Consider the following 19,354-nt stretch of genomic DNA (forward strand, 5'->3'; position numbering starts at 1 on the left):
ATGAGAACGATGAAAAAATATATATACAGTTTCTTACTACTATTAATCGTTTCATTAGGATATGGACAGGATACAAGTCTTAAAGCTGCTCCTCCTGGCGGAGGAGGAGGAGGAGACCGCCCTGTTAAAATGTATAGAGACGGAGATGGAGACGGATTTGGAGATCCTACTAAATCTATTATGAGTTCAGAAGCAATAGAGGGATATGTATCTCAGGGTAATGATTTAGATGATAACAATCGTTTTATTACCAATAGACCTCCTACCCAATATTTTTATGAGGACATAGATGGCGATACTTACGGGAATCCCAATTCCAGTGTGTTTTATACATTAAAACCACCAGGATATGTGACTAATAATCAAGATTGTAATGATAGAGAAAAATTAGTAAATCCAGATACAGTTTGGTATTTTGATGGTGATCACGATAGTTTTGGTAACCGATCAATTACTACAACAAGTTGTTTACAACCTACAGACTATGTAGCAAATCCATGGGATCTTGATGATGGTAATGGAGCGATTACCAATATTACACCACAGACTTTTTACAGAGATTTCGATACGGATACTTATGGTAGTGCGATAGAGACAATATACTGCAGTGTAATGCCTGAAGGTTACGTAACCAATAATCAGGATTGCAATGATAGAGCCATACTAATAAATCCTAAGACGGTTTGGTATTTTGATGGAGATCATGATGGTTTTGGAAATCGGGCAGTAACGGTAGCAAGCTGTACGCAACCTACAGATTATGTAGATAATGCAAATGATTGTAATGATGCCGCTACAGATTTAAACCCAGATACCGTTTGGTACTATGATAACGATGACGATGGTAGTGGAAACGATAATATAACATTTAGAGGATGTGCTGCACCTAAAAATTATGTAAGGAGAGCAGGCGACTGTGATGATAACAATCCAGAAATAGATAAATATACAAGATGGTATCTTGATGGTGATGGTGATGGTTTTGGCGTGGCTGCTAATTTTGTATTGAATTGTACAAAACCTGAAGGGTATGCTGATAAGTTTGGAGATTGTGACGATGGGAATAAATTCGTAAATCCTGATACTATTTGGTATTATGATAATGATGGAGACGGTGCTGGTGATGCTTCTGTATTTATCCAAAGTTGTACAAAACCAGACAGGTACGTTCAAAATTCAGACGATTGTGCTGATGGCAATCCGGCATATAAATATGCTAGAACTTGGTACTATGATAAAGATGGGGATGGTTTTGGACGAAGTACAACTACGCTAGAGAAATGTATCCCACCGTATGGTTATGTAGATAATGCCAGTGATTACGATGATGAGTCAGGATGTATCACTAATATTCCTCCGCAAACTTTTTATGAAGATTTCGATAAAGATACTTTTGGAAATCCGAGTGTGAGTATTAGCTGTAGTCTTCAACCTGTTGGGTATGTAACCAATAATTCTGACTATGATGATAGGACAGGCAATATTACTAATATTCCTCCACAAACTTTTTATGAAGATTTTGATACAGATACTTTTGGGAATCCAAATGTAAGCCTGTATTACAGTATTCAGCCTGTAGGATACGTAAGCAATAATTCTGACTATGATGATAGGACAGGAAATATTATTAATATAGCTCCACAAACTTTTTATGAAGATTTTGATAAAGATACTTTTGGGAATGCAAATGTAAGCCTGTATTACAGTATTCAGCCTGTAGGGTATGTAAACAATAATTCTGACTATGATGATAGGACAGAATTTATCACTAATATTCCGCCGCAAACATTTTATGAGGATTTTGACAAAGATACCTTTGGGAATCCTAATGTAAGTGTATATCGTAGTCTTCAACCGACTGGATATGTAAACAATAATTCTGACTATGATGATAGGACAGAATTTATCACTAATATTCCTCCGCAAACATTTTACGAAGATTTTGACAAAGATACCTATGGGAATCCAAATGTTAGTTTGTATTACAGTATTCAACCCACAGGTTATGTTGCCAATGCTTCAGATTGCGATGATAGAGCTACACTGATAAATCCCAATACAAAATGGTATGCAGATAATGAAGGTGATGGTTTGGGAGATCCTTCTAATTTTGTGCAACAATGCACCAAACCGGCTGGGAATTATGTAGATAATTACTCTGATAATTGCCCATTGCTTTATGGGTCAGATTCAGATTGTTCTAGTATTAAAAATCCTTCATCAGACCATAATTATGTCATAACAACTAATTACAAAGAACCAGTTAAAACTGTTTTAGCGAATCCATCACCAAATCAAGCCCAAACTAGTATTACTTATTTTGATGGATTAGGCAGACCCATACAACAAATTGCTAATCAGCAATCCAATTCGGGTAAAGACATTATAACACATATCGGTTATGATGATTTTGGACGACAAACGCAGGAATACTTGCCTTATGCCGCAACATCAGTAAATATGGCTTATGAAGCAAATGCGGATGTAAATACTATTAATTTTTATAGTACAGAAAAATATGAAAATACAGCTAATCCTTTTTCTGAAAAGGAATTAGAATCGTCTCCTCTTAGCAGAGTATTAAAACAAGCTGCTCCAGGAACAGACTGGGCTATGGGTGGAGGACATGAAATTAAACTGGATTACCAAACGAATTCAGGTAGTGAAGTAAAATCTTTTAAAGCAGCTACAAGTTGGAATGCTTCGGAAGGAATATTTGATATTGTTTTATCGGATAATGGATATTATGAGGCTAATGAGTTATTCAAAACGGTAACTTATGATGAGAATTCTTCTTCTAATCCTTCTGAAACTTCGGGAAGTACAGTAGAATTTAAAGATAAAGAAGGCAAGGTAATTTTAAAAAGAACCTACGAATCGCAACAAAAGCACGATACCTATTATGTTTATGACGATTACGGGAATCTAACCTATGTAATTCCTCCAAAAGCTGATGGAGCTATTAGTGACGAAGTTTTAAATGGGTTATGTTACCAGTACAAATACGATTATCGCAACCGTTTGGCTGAGAAAAAATTACCAGGAAAGCAATGGGAGTTTATTGTATATGATAGACTTGGTCGTCCTGTGGCTATAGGACCAGCGAATTCTCCTTTTAAAGGAGAAAAAACAATAGGTTGGTTAATTACCAAATATGATGCTTTTAGCAGACCTGTCTATACTGGTTGGTTAAATTCTACCTCGAATACATCAAGTAGAAAAACCATGCAGGATGCCCAAAATGCAGTCACTGCAGCCACTGCTTTATTCGAAACGAAACAAACTTCGGGTACGATCGATGGAGTTGCTGTCAATTATAGTAATCTTATTGAGCCAACTAGTTTTAAGTTACTTACAGTAAACTATTATGATAATTATGAGTATCCTAATGTTTCGACTGTAGCTACAAGTATTGAAGGACAAGATGTTTTGGCTAATACCAAAGGTTTAGCAACAGGTAGTTGGGTAAGAGTACTCTCATCAGCTTTTGTAATTTCGGGAGAAACTACAAGTCTTTTTTATGACGATAAAGCCAGAGCAATACGTAGTTATTCCCAAAACTATCTAGGAGGAAATACGAGTACAGATAATAAACTCGATTTTGCAGGAAAACCAGAATATACTATAACTAAGCACAAGCGTACGACAGGAGACGTAGAGCTTACAATAAGAGAAGAATTCACTTATTCAGCACAAGATCGCCTGCTCACTCATACCCATCAAATTAATGGAGGTGCCGTACAACTCCTAGCCGAGAATATTTATGATGATTTAGGCCAGCTCAACGCTAAAAAGGTAGGTGAAAGTACTGGAAATCCACTCCAAAAAGTTAACTATAGTTATAACATAAGAGGGTGGTTAACCGGAATAAATAAAACAGATAATCTACAACAAGATACAGATCCAAAAGATTTATTTGCCTTTAAGATAAATTATAATAAAGTTGATTGGGATGCAGGAGCTGCCCAAAAACTATATAACGGTAATATTGCAGAAACTTCTTGGATAACAGGAAATGATATTACAGGTGTTACACGAGGGTATGGGTATAAATACGACCAACTAAATCGCTTAAAGGATGCTACCTATCAAACTCCAAATCTAACAGATAACAAGAATTATTTTGGAGAGAATCTGGATTATGATAAAAACGGAAATATTATTCGACTACAGCGTAAATTCATGGCTGGAGTATCAAGCAACCCTTATGCCGGAGACATGGATAACTTAGGGTATTTTTATACTGACAACTCAAACCAGTTGATGAAAGTAAGCGATACATCTAATTCTCCGCAAGGATTTAAGGATGATAGTAATGGTTATGATGACAATTCAGACGATTATAGCTATGATGCTAACGGTAATTTGATTACAGATGAAAACAAAAACATTACCGAAATACACTATAATCATCTTAATTTGCCAACTCAAATAACTTTTGGAACTGGAAATTCAATTGCTTATATTTACAACGCAGCAGGACAAAAGTTAGAGAAAATTGTTACGGAGGGAACGACTACAACCTACACCAATTACTTGGGAGGGTTTCAGTACAACTATAGAGAAAATCAAGATGGTGGAGATCTTCCTGTACCAGAAGATCCACAAGGTCCTAAAGATCCTCCTATTGATGGTACAGATCCTCCGCCCATAGAAAACAATAGGAATAGTGCGTTAAGAGGGCAATCAATAAATCAAGAAGTCCCATCTACACCTACGTTGCAATTTTTCCCGACGGCAGAAGGGTATGTAAATAATACGTTTGTAAATGGAACAAACAGTTATAATTATGTATTTAATTATACGGACCATTTAGGAAATGTTCGTGTGAGCTATAAAAAGAATGCTGCAAAAGTTCTTGAGATTCTTGAAGAGAATAATTACTATCCTTTTGGTTTAAAACATCAAGGATATAATACGGATAATAATCAGCCAAATTTCAAAATTAAGTACAACGGAAAAGAGTTCCAAGACGAACTGGGGTTTGGGATGTACGATTATGGGTTTAGAAATTATGACCCTGCAATTGGACGTTGGATGAACATTGACCCGCTGGCAGAAACGAGTAGAAGATTTAGTCCATTTGCCTATGCTCTTAATAATCCAGTGTTTTTTATCGACCCTGATGGAATGGAAGCACAAGGACATAATGGAAGAAAAAATGACCAAACTGAAGCGGAATTAAATGCTAGTAATAAAAGTTTTGTTCAATGGGTTAATAATGGTGGTAATAACGACATTGACCCATCTAAAAAAGGAGCAGGTACAGACACAGGAAATGCACAGTATAATGGTGCTGACGGTTTACCTAATGGAGTTGATAGGCCAGCGGAAGAATTAAATGAAGTTGTAGTAAATGGAAAAGGAGAAAGTATAACTTCTTCATTAGCAGGAGGTTGGGCGATAGCGATTGGTGAACCAACACCTGCGGGCGAAATTATTATGGGAGTAGCTACACTTTGCATGGTAATATATTATGCCCCTGAAATTACTAAAAAAGCTAGTGAAGAAATAGTAGGTATTATGGACAGGCTTAAGGGGCCGAATGGAGTGCAATATTCACTAAGAGCTACCGTTTCAGGAGACTATCCTATTTATTCTTTTGGTTCAAAAATACCAACTGGGTATAGGTATTTAGAAGCTGGAGCTGTTTGGAAATATGGAGAAACAATTAACCCAAATTCGAGATATTCTGAAACTTTTAAAAATGGAATGCAAGTTAGGCAGGTTGATGAATTTCGGGGTAGTCAGATATCGATTAAAATAGCTGAAAAATCAAAAATTTACAATTATTTTTTTGCAAATGGGCAATTACCCGCGGGAAACAAAATATTTAGATAAACAAAATTAAAAATATGAAACTTGAAATTTCAGTACCAATAGTCAATGATGAAAAAGCATTTAATAAATCATTATTTATAACAACTTTTAATGATATATTATCAGGTTTTCATTTTGAATATAACCTTATAAATAAGCTGGAAATTGGAATATTAATGGTTTATACGGAAGGTGATAATTTTGAAGGTTATGACGATTGGTATAAACTTAAGAAACTAAAATATAAAGATTTTGACAAAACTCTATATTATGAATTCTTTTTAAAGAACGATAGATTAAATGAGTTTATTTTAGCAGATGATGACGAAAGTAAAAAAATACTAGCGGATGAAATTTTGAATTCTTTCTTCAATCTCGATAAATTGCCCAAAAAAATAATAAACTTTGACAAAGAAAGATTTAAGTCAGATTTAAAATCATTCTTTGTGGAGCAAAAATTATTATAGAGCAGATAAGCTGATTAGTAATCAGTGTAAAAAAAAAGTCTATAAGAAAGCCATTCCATAACGAATGGCTTTTGTTTTGGTAATGTATCAGATGTGTTGGTGTATAATTATTTCACATAAAATTGGTAGAAAATCAACTATTTTTATTATTACTCAAGATTTAATAGAAGAATTACAGGGGTATTTGTGAGGAATGATTGATGATGCTTTAGAGGCAATGCAAAAATTTAAGGAATATTTTAGACCATAAATCAAAATTAAACAATGAAGTATTATCAGGTCGATGTATCTGCTGAGCCAAAAGTAATTGGAGTTACCAACGGTATTCATCAAATCGAGATAGCAAAAAAGTCAATGCAAGAAGATATTGCCTTTAAAGAATTTTTATCTTTTTTCAGCACTAAAAATGCTGATTTTTGGAAAAGACAAAATGAAATTAAAAATTTAAAAATACCTGTAATCGAAGCAAAATTGCTTAAAAAAGCAAAAGTAACTGACATTATGGGTTATACTGAGAATATTTCTTTTTTGAATGGAGTATACAGTGAAAAATATATCAATATTTTAAAAGCATTTAATATTGGTAGTTATACTACTTTTGAAATAGCTATAGATAGCGTAATAGAAAAATATTACATGTTGTTTATCGAAACAGTTTGTCTTGATCAAATTAATTTTGAAAAATCGATATTGTATACTGGATTTAAACCTCGTAATTATAACGTTCAATATCACAACATTAATAGTTATGAAGAGTTTAAAGAATTTATAAAGCAAAAACCAATTTATGATTTTGAAAGGATCTCTATTCCTAAAGAATCTCTTGGTAAGGACGTTGTCAAGATTCAAGCATCAGGTAAGCCTTTTTATTCTGAAAAATTAATAGATTTTTTATTAGACTGTGGTATAACGGGATTACAAATAAATTATAATAATTCCATAGAATTAGATTTTTATTAAGTAAAAAACTAAAACTCGCTAATGATGTTAACTGATTGATTATAAGGTATGTAGATGAAGTACTTGAATCAGCACAAAAAACAAATGAGATATTATCAAAATAGGAATAACAGCAGAACCCAAAATAGTTGGTGTAAAAGATGGAATATATCAAATAGAAATTGACATACCTTTAATGTTGAAAAATGATGAGTTTAAAATTTTTTTAGATTTTTTTGATTATGCAAATAGTAATTTTTGGAAAAGACAAGATGAAGTAGAATCTTTTAAAGTCCCTTCAATTCCAGCTAAATTACTTAGAAAAGCAATTGTTACAGACATTATGGGCTATACTCCAGATATTTCTTTTCTGAATGAAGTGTATAGCGAAAAATATATTGATATTCTAAAAGCATTCAATATAGGTAACTATACAACTTTTGAAGTAGGCATAGAAGGTGTATTAGAAAAATACTATTTGCTGTTTGGTGAGACGATTGTTCTTGATGACATAAATTATGAAAAGTCAACTATAATAACTGGAAATAAACGACATAATAATGTAAAGTATCATGTTATTAATACTCTTCAAGAGTATAGAGAATTCAAACAAACGAATCCTTTAGGAAGATTTGAGAAAATATCTATATCCAAAGAATATTTAGGAAGAGATGTTATTAATATTCAAGCGTCTGTGAAGCCTTTCTATTCAGAAAGGCTAATAGATTTTTTATTAGATTGTAATATCACTAATATGTTAGTTAATTACGATAACTCAGCTGAATTAGATTTTTATTAAATAAAAAACGGTAAAGTATCCTATTGGTCGGGTATTTTTAAATATGACTCTAATTTTGAATATTTTAGCTAAAAAAAAAATCAAGACAGAATAATAGATGCTAATTTTATGTTCAAGTAATTTAAGTGGATCTTTGTTTTATGGTATGTAAACTCCTATTTTTACCTCCCTAATTTAAAAAAAAATACAATCATGAAAGATTTATTCAAAAAAATCAATACAGAATTTGAAACATTTAAAACAGAATCTGACTCTCTAATCGAGAAAGGTGTTAAAGCTGCTGGTGCAAGAGCTCGTAAATCAACTTTAGAGTTGGAGAAGCTATTGAAAGAATTTAGAAAGGTTTCTATAGAGTCTAAGAAATAATTGTAAAAATATACCTCGTTTAATATGCTTAAACGAGGTATGTTTTTTATAATCTATAATATTATATTTAATTAAAAGTTCATTGTTAGTCTTCTAATCTATGTTTTGTAATCAATTCTTGATACTGTTTGTATATCCATTCAAAAGAATCTTTTCTATAGTTATGTAAATCAATGGAGTCTTCCAATAAATCACTTAGCTTAATGCCACTGTCAGCATATTCAAAAGCATTCATCAATAAGTTATCTGTAATTTTCGGTGCAATTAAAACTTGGAAACCTTTTTCCGCATGTTTTTTTAAGTAGTAAAGAATGGAAGATGTATTTGATAAGCCACCACCTGTGCCTTCAAGTGCAAAGTAATTATAGTGATATTGATACGTTTTTCCACTTCCTCTTTCTACTATTACAGGGGCAATCAAATTCCAAGCGCTATGTTCTTTGTTTTTTTGTATAAACAAGTAAACAATTATATCATCTTTGATTTTATCTATCAATTCAATCTTTGAACTTCCTAATGTAGTTTTCCGATCTTTAAATGTTGGGATTTCAGTTACAGTTGGAATCGCTTGTTCTATTGTTTCCTTTTCTTTCTTCCTGTTTAAATTAACCGAAACATTTAGAAAATTATTCTCATTTAATGTATTACTAATTCCATTCAAATTTAGATTGATCATACTTTTTCATTTTTTATATTAAGATTATGGACTTTACATATTATACCTATTATTGACCCTCTTTGTTTTTATTTTTCTAAACGGATTATCCTTAGCAATTAGAATATCTAATTCTTCATTATAGACCCATTTTTCCTCAATAAATTGCCAAAAGAATTCAAAATTATCTGACTGTTCTTTGTCTTTATAAACAATTAAACCAATACATTTTGTTGCTTTGCTATCATATTTATGTGCCATAGTGTAATTCAAAAGTGTATTTTTCCAATGTTGAGATCGACTGGAATGCACCGGAATAAAAACAAATCCGCAATCAGTTCTAGGTGTATAAATTCTATACGGAGTCACTAAGTCTATACTTTCAGTTTTTTCCATAATTCGTATAACACGCTTCTTAAATTCGATGAGTTCTGTTCTATTTAGTTTCGCTATTTCCTGAATAATCGGATAATATTCAGTCTGATGATTTATTAGCTTAATATTTTTATTGAAATTATTTATAATAAATGAAACATCAAATTCTTCTGTTTTTATATTTTCATTTTTGAGGTTATTAAGATATTCCGAATTAAAATGATCAGCATATGGAGTTTCCAAAAAATGAGATAAGAAGTATTGCTCTGCTAAAGCATCACTTCTTATCTTATCAGATAAGAAAAGATCTTCTCTAAAATTTAAATATTCATTTATTTCTGTAGGTGTTATAAGATACTTACAAATCCAATAATAATCTTCAGAATGAAATTGATGTATTAATCCTACGTCAGTGCTTTCATAAAATTTTTGGTTCCTCAACTTTTCGGGAAAATCCTCATTTGTAGAATAAATGATTATTTTTTTGACATTAGTATTTGCTTTTGCTTTCGTAACATCAAGCTTATGTCCTTTCTCATTTTCAATAAAAATTTCAGTGTACTTTGAAATATACTTCAAAGTCGATTTTATCTGTTTTACAGCTTTGTTTCTTATTTTGCTCTCAAACCACTTTTCGTCACTCAAAGCTCCATTTTCTCTTTCTTTGATCTGGAATATAAAGAATAAATCATCTAGCCAAACAACATTGTCAGCAAACTCTAACTGCTGATTGGTATCAAGTTCTTTAAAGTCATTTTTACTAAAAGTAAATTCTTTAAAAAATACACTTGAATTTATTTTCGAAACTATTTTTTCAGAATCTGTTGATTGCATATAATTCTTCTATACATTGAAATTTTTGCTTAGACCTTCTAGCTGACATAAGTAATTATCAACTTCTGTACTCAATATTTTATAGTCTTCCGTTATTTGTTCTTGACTTTTATTTGATAAGAAAAATATTTTAGAAGAGATTTTTAAAAGCATTTTCATAATATCATGTTCAATTGAAATGTCATTTTGTTCTCTCCATTTTTCGACGGCATTAATAGATAAACCTGCAAGATGAAACCTGAAACTATTATTACTATTAACAATTTTTATTGCTCTTCTTTGAATATCAATTCTGTTTAAAAAATCACTCATTTATTGTTTTTCTTATTAATTTATTAAACCAATTTTCAACTATATTTAGTTCACTTAAAACTAGTTGGTATTCTTCTTCAATAAGATTATTTCCAATACCGCGTGTCGATAATATTCTTGATTTTTCAAGTATTGAATAGCAGTTGTCAGATATTATCAAAGAATCATCATTTAACTTAAGTGAGGAATTTCTAGAAAAATTGTATTCTTTTAAATGTCCTAATGAATAGCACGAAGCAAAATTTCTAATTGCTAAAAAGATCATTGAATAATCAAAATCGATAGAATCTTTTGATTTCGCAACTGAATCACAAGAATCTTTAAAAAGTTTATAAAATTTCTTTAAATCATTTTCCATATTACTGTAAATATTAGGCTCATCTAATTGTTTTAAAAAATCAGTATCATCATCCGAAGAAACTAAATTTGATTCTTTATATAGATGCCATGCAAATGGATTTCCTTCTTTCCATAAATCTTGAATTCTATCTTGATTATATATAGAGTATTTATTTAAGTCGTAGGCAGTAGTCTTCTCATTTTTAGTCTTGATAATTAGTAAGTCAATATCTGAATATTGATCAATTTCTCCTCTACAAAATGAACCAAAAATGTATAAATGCATATTATTACCTGCGATTAAATCTTTTTAAGATAATTGACATAAATAGCGCAAAACCAATTAATCGATAAAGAGTAATTGATGAAAGATATAAATTAGAATAATCTTTAGGCTTTTCTATACCAAAAAAGATAGCAGGCATCTCTATAAAAGAAACCCAATAATCTTTGATATTAAGTGTATCTTTAAAAACAATTCCATCAATTGCTGTCATACCTAGCCAGATAAGTAAACCAGTCCTTAACAAATACCAAGGTATTTCACCATTACCCCATATAAATTCTTGAATTTTAAAATAGAACCAACTAAAAAACATTCCGATTCTTTTCCAACCTGAATATTTTTGTCTATAGTAGGCTTTATTAGATTTCCATGCATCGTATAAATGTTCTTTAGTTGCTCGCAATTCTATTCTAATTGCTTTATTAGCCGATTCAGCATCTCCCAAAGCTTGATAATTTACTCTTAAAGTTCTAGCAAATTTTAAAGTTAGATTATCACTACTAGGGCTGTTATTATAGAGAATATCATTGTCGACAATAGTCTTATCAAATGTGGCATATTCGAATTGACTTCCAGGAAAAGAACTTCCAACAAAATTACTATTTATAAATTTGCAGCCATTGAAATTGCAATTGTCAAAGGTGCATTTTCTAAAGTAGCAATGTTCGAAATATGTATGACTGAAGTCAACATTTTTAAAATATCTATCTTTTGATCCCACTCTAACAAAAAGTTTATTGCGGAATTTAATGTTTTCTAAATTACCATCAATAATTTTATCTTCTATTTTTTCTCTGTTATTTTCTGTCATTAATATGCTGTAATTTAAAAAGTAATAGTTTACACTATGTATAAGTATATAGCTGTTACTAAATGATAACTTTTCTATTTATTCATTTGTTTTCTGTAGTAGTTTGCAAAAGTTTCAGATTGCAATTCTCCTATACTATTTTCAAAAAAAATTATTCCTGCCAATGACAATTCTCCAACCTTCATAAACGGACCCCAGTCTCTAGGTTTTATGAGTTTTGCTTGTACTAAATATGAATTATCATATGTAACCTTGTATAAGTGTCCATTAGCATTGTGAATTTCAAAATGGTTGGCATCCATTTTAAAATTTCCATTTACGTCAGAATGAGTTATCATTCCTCCAATAAAATCATCTTGCGAAAAACCTTTATAGTATACTATATAATGCTTTCCTTTTATTAATTCGCGATATGTAGCTTCTAGTATATCTCCCTTTTCAAACATATTTTTAGGTTTACAGTAGTATTTTTAGTTGTTCATTTAAGAAAGAGTAGAAGTATTTGTATTTTGTAATTGGTTGTTGAACCAATTTGAAAATCTTCCACTGTTATTCTCACCTGCAACTAATCGACCATCTGATGTGATAGCGCATTGACATTCCTGAGTCAAAAGCTTAATTTTTTTGTTTTCAATTACAATTAATCCAGTATCTATTAACTTGTCAAAAAAAACTTCTACTGATTCATATCCCTCTTTTAAAACATTTTCTTCAATATCTTTTTTGCAAGTTTCAATATCGATTTCCGATTTTACACAAAGTTGAGTGATTATTTCAAATTGGATAATGTCTAATTCTATAGGTTGCCATTTGTTAATTTCTGTATTTGACTTTAATGTGGTATTACTAATTTCAAAGTAATTGAATTCCCAACCGATATGTTGGTCTATTTTTTTAAGACGACAATCCAAAAATCGATTAGCTGGCTCCATATCTAAATCTTCACCGAAAATTTCCATAGGTAATTCATATTTGTATGAAAGCCTAGTCCATATAAGCTCCAAAAAGAAATATGTTGGATTATATGATGAGGTTATTAAAAAAGGCCAATATTTATCTTTTAGCATTGGTGAAATGACTGGCATCCCATTTGCTTTGATAATTGATAAATTATTACAGATTATCATATTTGGGAAATTATGTGGACCAAAGTAGCCGATTTTATTATTGAAATCAGTGGTTAAATTTTCATTTATATAATCCACAAATGACTCTCTAAAATTAAATTCACTTTTAAATCCATTATAGCCCCAAACGATTCTTACTGGTAGTAATGCTTCAATTCTCAAAGTATGATATATATACTCTTCTTCTAAAGTTAGTTCTCCAAGATTCTTAGCAGTAATATCTTTTCTACATGTCGTACGAAAACTATCTCTAAATAATCTTTCTATATATGGTTCCACAACTTTAATATTTTCATAATAATCCACGAGAAATTTTAAATTTTCATTGCTTCCTTTTAAATCTTTAGTGTATAAATTTTTTTTACTTTGTACAATGGCAATTACTTTTTCGGGGGTGTATTTATAACGATCAGTTTTAGGTATTTTCTCTCCGGATCCCTCTACAAGCATAACATCAAATTCAGTATCACAACCTACAATAAAACTATTCTTGATAATTTTTAGATCTAAGCCTTTAAAAATAGTTTTTTCGAATATTTCTTGGGTTAATCCTTCGAACATCGTTCCAATAGTGGTTGGATGTTTCATATCATAACTATTAAGAATTTCAACTTCTGCAGCGACAAATTCTTTTAAAAGGTCGGCTATGGAATGTATCATAATGCATTTATTAATAAATTTTGTAAAATATCATTAACATACTATTGCGAAAGAATGTTATTATTATGCTGAATTTAAATCCGGAAGATTTACTAAGATTAAATATTGGTTTTATAAATATATGTAAAACTAAAAGAGTAATTAGTAGGTAAAAACACCTGTTTTTTACTGCTATGTGATATTCTTAAAACAAAAAAAGATGCATAAGCATCTTTCTATTTTTCATTAAATATCTTACTATCAAAAAAGTCTTTAAGAGTAATTCCAAGGACTTTGCAGACTCTACTAATAGAATAAATACTCATACCTCTGTCAATATCGAGTTTCTCCCATGCTTGAAAATTTTGTCTATCTATCTCAACATCTTTTGATAGGTCAGATTTATTTTGACTGGCTTTTTCCCGTAACTCTTTAAGCCTTAATTTAATCTGATCTCGCAATATTATGTCTTCTGCTCTTAATTTACCCATACAGCAAGTTTCTTTTTTTTGATGATTTTCACGTAATGCATTTGCATTACATAAATTTTTTCTATACTTTTGAATAGAATTGTTAAATTTGCGATACTTCATTTAGAAAAATTTGAAGCATTCGCTTTGAATCTTGCATTAAAAAACTGGAAATTTTTGAGCGCGCAAGACGATAAGTGTGAATGTTCACGCCATATTTATATTGGCGTGGGCTCACTTATTTGCGCGCGGGTCATTCCAGTACCTTTAATGCATAGTAAGCTGAGAACACCCCACGCCTCTATATTTTTATAGATTCTTCTCAGCTTTGATTCATCGCGTATTACTTCCTTAATTTCATGGTCTCGCAATTAGTTATTGTTTAACCAATACTAAACTTGTGTGCTTATGATATAAAATTCTTGCTTTGTTTTTTTGATGCCTGCGCTGTCTTTTTCAATTTTTGAGTTAGTAACTGTACAGTTGCAGGCGATTAAAAAGGAATGGATCTAAAGATTTAATAAAATATTAAATCGAAACGCCATAAAAAAAGACCCTCTACTCACCAGTTTGCAACAAGAGTAGAGAGTCATAATTAAAAAACTTGTGTTTATTAATCTTATCCAAAATTATGAAAAATATTTCATTTTGCAAGGGGTGGGAGGTTCTGTGGTACGCGTTTATTTCAGCGATCTATCTAACTTGCCCTGATACCTTTGCTAAACCCATAACAAAATATTCCCCTACACAACAGCAGTTGCAAATTAGTGGTACAATCACTGATGGTGTCGGTACTATGCCAGGTGTTACAGTAGGAATAAAAGGATCTATAATATCAGCCGTTACTGATCTTAGCGGTAAATATACTATCAATGCTTTCAATACAGATATATTGGTATTTTCTTATATCGGGTATAAAACGGTGGAAATCCCTATCGGTTCACAATCTATTATAAATCTGGAAATGAAGATAGACGCAACCAATCTTCAGGAAGTTACAATCAATGCAGGATACTACTCTGTAAAAGATAGCGAGCGTACCGGAAGTATTGCGCGAATAACATCAAAAGACATCGAAAAACAGCCTGTTACAAATGTACTTGCTACGATGCAAGGAAGAATGGCTGGGGTTAATATTACCCAGACTACGGGAACACCTGGAGGAGGATTTGAAATCCAGATAAGAGGACAAAATAGCCTGAGAACCGATGCTAATAGACCATTATACATTATTGACGGTGTTCCCTATGCATCAGACCCAATTGGTAATGCGCAAACATCTCAAATATTACCGTTTAGCACGAATCCGTTATCAAGTATTAATCCTGACCAGATTGAAAGTATTGAAGTATTAAAGGATGCTGATGCGACAGCCATTTACGGCTCACGAGGGGCAAATGGCGTGGTACTAATAACAACCAAAAAAGGTAAAAGAGGACAAACCCAGTTTTCTGCTAACTATTCCTATGGTCTTGGTAAAGTGACGAGATTTAGCAAACTTCTCAATACGGAACAATACCTCAACATGCGTCGTCAAGCTTTCTCCAATGATGGGATAACAGAATATCCAGAAGGAGAATATGACATTAACGGCAAATGGAGTCAAACAAGATATACCGATTGGCAAAAGAAATTACTAGGTGGAACATCCAATTATACAAATATATTAGCATCAGTTTCAGGAGGAAGCGATAAAACTCAATTTCTCATTAGTGCGGGTTATAATAAAGAAACTACGGTATATCCCGGTGATTTCAGGTATCAAAAAGGGAATGTTCATGTCAATCTGAATCATTTGTCCGAAAACGAAAAATTTAGAGTTAATTTTTCTACAGGTTTCACAATACAGGATAACAATCAGCCAGGGACAGACCTGACCTATGCAGCAAGATCTTTGGCGCCAAATGCTCCTGAACTATATGATAAGAATGGAAAATTAAACTGGGAAGACAATACATTTGATAACCCATTAGCAAACCTCGAGGGAGAATTTCTAGCTAAAACATATGACCTCATTGCAAACACAATGCTATCCTACCGCATTCTCCCATCTCTTGAAGCAAAAACAAGCTTGGGATTCACCAATTTAAATCATGAGGAAAGTACAACTTCCCCCAATACAATTTACAATCCGGCTTATGGCATAACAAGTGCTTCATCATCTATAGGCATAAACCGTAATAACAGGCAGTCTTGGATAATAGAACCACAGCTACATTGGAATAATAGTTTTGGGGAGCTCAAAGTAGACGTATTGGTTGGCGGAACTTTTCAGCAACAAACGGGGAATAGTTTAATTGTTCGTGGTCGCGGATTTGTAAATAATAGTCTGATCTATAATTTAGCTTCTGCTGCAAGAATTACAGTTCTTGGTAATGACGAATCGGTTTATAAGTATCAGGCATTTTTTGGTCGGATTAACATAAATTGGAAACAACGTTATATTTTAAATTTTACTGGTCGTCGCGATGGTTCCAGTCGTTTTAGTGTAGAGAACCAATTCGCAAATTTCGGAGCACTGGGTGCAGCATGGCTATTTACAAAAGAAGCTTGGTTAGAAGACAATACAATATTGAGTTTAGGTAAACTACGGGCAAGTTACGGTACAACCGGAAATGATCAGATTGGAGATTATCAATTCCTAAACACCTATGGTACCTCATCAACAACATATCAAGGTGTGTCTGGACTAGCTCCGACACGATTGTACAATCCCAATTTTGGCTGGGAAACAAATAAAAAATTGGAAGTAGCCCTTGAAACAGGATTCCTAAAAGACCGTATTTTTTTTACAGCCGCATGGTATAGTAATAGATCATCAAATCAATTAGTAGGTATTCCATTACCCGGTACAACTGGTTTTAGTTCCATGCAAGCCAATTTAAATGCTATAGTAGAAAATCGTGGATGCGAATTCACGCTACGAACAGAAAACATAAACAATAATAGTTTTGAATGGACAACATCTTTAAATATAAGTCTTGCGAAAAATGAGCTTATTTCGTTTCCCAGTCTTGCTGGTTCCACCTATCGTAACCAATTCGTTATCGGCGAATCAACAAATATCAGAAAGCTATATCAGTTTACTGGAGTCGACTCTCAAACGGGATTATATCAATTTAAAGATTTCAATGGAGACGGTGCCATAACATCAGATGATAAGCAACTTGTCCGCAATTTCAATCCGAAATACTTTGGAGGTATTCAAAATTCACTTCGTTATAAACAGGTGCAACTTGATTTCCTGTTCCAATTTGTAAAGCAGGAAAATCTAAATCAAGAATATGCGTCTGGTATGCCAGGTATGCCTGTAAACCAAAGTGTAGAAGTACTTAATCACTGGCAACAGCAAGGAGATATTGCAATACATCAGATGTTTTCCGCAGGATACAATGATGCAGCACTTAGTACTTTCGACCAATATCTTGACAGCAATGCAATTGTTAGCGATGCTTCTTTTATTAGGCTTAAAAACATAGCACTTTCTTTTGAATTACCAAAGCGTTGGACAGGAGGTTTAAGATGCCTTATTACAGCACAAGGGCAAAATCTAATAACGATAACAAAGTTCAAAGGTGCTGATCCTGAATTCACAGCCGGAGGTTACCTTCCTCCCTTAAAAATATTTACTACTGGTTTACAACTAACATTCTAAAAGGATTATCATGAAAAATATAAAAAATAAAACAATCATGGGACTATCTCAGGTTAAGAGGAAAATGCTTTTGACATGGATTACAGGACTAGTCCTATTTTGTATGGGATGTGATAATTTCGTTGATATTGAATTGCCAAAATCTCAACTAAATTCTTCAGATATATTTCAGGATAAAGCAACTGCTGACGCAGCAATGACAAACATTTATGCGAAAATGCGTGATACAGGGCTTTTAACTGGTGGAATGGAAGGTATGTCTCATCAGCTAGGTAATTATACTGATGAACTAACTTTTTATGGAAATGCTTCTGCTACTTCCAAAAATTTTCACACAAACAGCTTGCTTGTAACAAACAGAAACGTTGCTGATTGGTGGAACTTTACGTACAATCAAATTTATGATGCTAACGCCTTGTATGAAGGTGTACATAATTCAACTGCTTTATCAACAGAAGATAAAAACAGGTTAAAAGGTGAAGCTCTTTTTGTTAGAGCATTACTTCATTTTTATCTTGTAAATCTTTACGGAAATATTCCCTACATAGTTACAACCGATTATACAGAAAACAGTGGGGTTCATCGCTTAACTGAAAATGAAGTATATATTAAAATTAAAACTGACCTCACTACAGCTATTGAACTATTACCTGAAGAATATCATAGTTCTGAGCGTGTACGTCCAAATAAGTTTGTTGCACATGCGCTTCTTAGTCGTGTTGATTTATATATGGGGTTATGGGATGAAGCTGCAAACGAAGCATCCGCTGTATTAAATAATACAATTTATTCTTTACAAACTAATTTGGACCTGTCCTTCCTTAAAGATAGTCCAGCAACAATATGGCAATTTTCATCATCGGCTAGTGGTAATAATACAATTGAAGCCACCACTTTCATCTTTAATTCTGGTCCACCCCCTAATTCCGCCTTATCACAAAATTTGATAGAGTCATTTGAGGCGGGTGATAAGCGTAAAGCCCAATGGACTACTGCTATAACAGATGGTAATGAAACATGGTTTTATCCCTCTAAATATAAGCAGAATGAAAATACTGGAAGCTCAACAGAGTTTTCAATTGTTCTGCGAATTGAGGAGCAATACCTCATACGAGCTGAAGCTCGTGCTAGACAGGGTGATCTTATTGGTGCTAAAGAAGATTTAAATAGTATCCGGAATAAAGGCGGAATTGGTGAAACGAAAGCCGTTTCTCAGCAAGAAATAATCGATGCTATATTACGTGAAAGAAATGTGGAACTATTTACAGAATTCGGACACCGTTTTTTTGACTTAAAACGCACCAATAGTCTGGATGCTGCATTAATCTCAGTGAAACCGGGATGGAATTCTTTTGAAAGACAACTGCCGTTACCACAAGCAGAATTACTTATCAACCCTAATCTACTACCCCAAAATACAGGATATTAATCATACTATGAGACTATTTAATATATATAAG

General features: G+C 32.4%; 15 protein-coding genes. 7 read left to right on the forward strand and 8 right to left on the reverse strand.

All coding sequences use genetic code 11. From position 1 onward, the window contains the following. Positions 1 to 9: 9 nt before the first annotated feature. The 5 genes from SHI72_RS15235 to SHI72_RS15255 all read left to right on the forward strand — a co-directional run bounded on the left by SHI72_RS15235 (position 10) and on the right by SHI72_RS15255 (position 8,391). Positions 10 to 5,841 (forward strand): DUF6443 domain-containing protein, encoded by a 5,832-nt coding sequence (locus SHI72_RS15235; RefSeq protein ID WP_323490530.1) that lies wholly within the window; start codon positions 10 to 12, stop codon positions 5,839 to 5,841. A 14-nt stretch (positions 5,842 to 5,855) separates the two neighbouring features. Further along, positions 5,856 to 6,287 (forward strand): hypothetical protein, encoded by a 432-nt coding sequence (locus SHI72_RS15240; RefSeq protein ID WP_323490531.1) that lies wholly within the window; start codon positions 5,856 to 5,858, stop codon positions 6,285 to 6,287. A 264-nt stretch (positions 6,288 to 6,551) separates the two neighbouring features. Continuing rightward, the gene (locus SHI72_RS15245) at positions 6,552 to 7,247 is read left to right on the forward strand and encodes a hypothetical protein (RefSeq protein ID WP_323490532.1); all 696 of its coding nucleotides are present in this window, start codon (positions 6,552 to 6,554) and stop codon (positions 7,245 to 7,247) included. A gap of 175 nt (positions 7,248 to 7,422) precedes the next feature. Next, on the forward strand, positions 7,423 to 8,025 hold the full coding sequence (locus SHI72_RS15250; RefSeq protein WP_323490533.1) for a hypothetical protein: 603 nt from the start codon (positions 7,423 to 7,425) through the stop codon (positions 8,023 to 8,025). A gap of 192 nt (positions 8,026 to 8,217) precedes the next feature. Next, on the forward strand, positions 8,218 to 8,391 hold the full coding sequence (locus SHI72_RS15255; protein ID WP_323490534.1) for a histone H1: 174 nt from the start codon (positions 8,218 to 8,220) through the stop codon (positions 8,389 to 8,391). 85 nt (positions 8,392 to 8,476) lie between these two features. On the opposite strand, the gene SHI72_RS15260 is transcribed toward SHI72_RS15255, so the two are convergent. The 8 genes from SHI72_RS15260 to SHI72_RS15295 form a co-directional block, all read right to left on the reverse strand. Beyond that, positions 8,477 to 9,067: a hypothetical protein gene (locus tag SHI72_RS15260; RefSeq protein WP_323490535.1), complete on the reverse strand. Its 591-nt coding sequence runs from the start codon at positions 9,065 to 9,067 to the stop codon at positions 8,477 to 8,479. Positions 9,068 to 9,100: 33 nt separating this feature from the next. Next, positions 9,101 to 10,255, reverse strand: coding sequence for a hypothetical protein (locus tag SHI72_RS15265; protein WP_323490536.1), 1,155 nt, complete (start codon positions 10,253 to 10,255; stop codon positions 9,101 to 9,103). A 9-nt stretch (positions 10,256 to 10,264) separates the two neighbouring features. Continuing rightward, a complete protein-coding gene (locus SHI72_RS15270; protein WP_323490537.1) occupies positions 10,265 to 10,567 on the reverse strand; it encodes a hypothetical protein in 303 nt (100 codons plus the stop codon). Beyond that, positions 10,560 to 11,192: a nucleotidyltransferase domain-containing protein gene (locus tag SHI72_RS15275; protein WP_323490538.1), complete on the reverse strand. Its 633-nt coding sequence runs from the start codon at positions 11,190 to 11,192 to the stop codon at positions 10,560 to 10,562. The genes SHI72_RS15270 and SHI72_RS15275 overlap by 8 nt, the downstream gene beginning before the upstream one ends. 4 nt (positions 11,193 to 11,196) lie before the next feature. After that, the gene (locus SHI72_RS15280; RefSeq protein ID WP_323490539.1) at positions 11,197 to 12,003 is read right to left on the reverse strand and encodes a pentapeptide repeat-containing protein; all 807 of its coding nucleotides are present in this window, start codon (positions 12,001 to 12,003) and stop codon (positions 11,197 to 11,199) included. Positions 12,004 to 12,077: 74 nt separating this feature from the next. Continuing rightward, positions 12,078 to 12,449 carry a hypothetical protein gene (locus SHI72_RS15285; protein ID WP_323490540.1) on the reverse strand — a complete coding sequence of 124 codons (372 nt, stop codon included), beginning with the start codon at positions 12,447 to 12,449 and terminating at the stop codon, positions 12,078 to 12,080. 36 nt (positions 12,450 to 12,485) lie between these two features. Further along, positions 12,486 to 13,790 (reverse strand): DUF6602 domain-containing protein, encoded by a 1,305-nt coding sequence (locus SHI72_RS15290; protein ID WP_323490541.1) that lies wholly within the window; start codon positions 13,788 to 13,790, stop codon positions 12,486 to 12,488. Positions 13,791 to 14,005: 215 nt separating this feature from the next. After that, positions 14,006 to 14,362: a helix-turn-helix transcriptional regulator gene (locus tag SHI72_RS15295; protein WP_323490542.1), complete on the reverse strand. Its 357-nt coding sequence runs from the start codon at positions 14,360 to 14,362 to the stop codon at positions 14,006 to 14,008. Between the two features lie 508 nt (positions 14,363 to 14,870). Between SHI72_RS15295 and SHI72_RS15300 the strand changes: the two genes are divergently transcribed. Together SHI72_RS15300 and SHI72_RS15305 are read left to right on the forward strand one after the other, a co-directional pair. Beyond that, positions 14,871 to 17,894, forward strand: a complete 3,024-nt coding sequence (locus SHI72_RS15300) for a SusC/RagA family TonB-linked outer membrane protein (protein ID WP_323490543.1) — start codon at positions 14,871 to 14,873, stop codon at positions 17,892 to 17,894. 10 nt (positions 17,895 to 17,904) lie between these two features. Continuing rightward, a complete protein-coding gene (locus SHI72_RS15305; protein WP_323490544.1) occupies positions 17,905 to 19,323 on the forward strand; it encodes a RagB/SusD family nutrient uptake outer membrane protein in 1,419 nt (472 codons plus the stop codon). Positions 19,324 to 19,354 lie beyond the last annotated feature (31 nt).

The organism is Flavobacterium sp. PL02, assembly GCF_035013205.1.
GTDB lineage: Bacteria > Bacteroidota > Bacteroidia > Flavobacteriales > Flavobacteriaceae > Flavobacterium.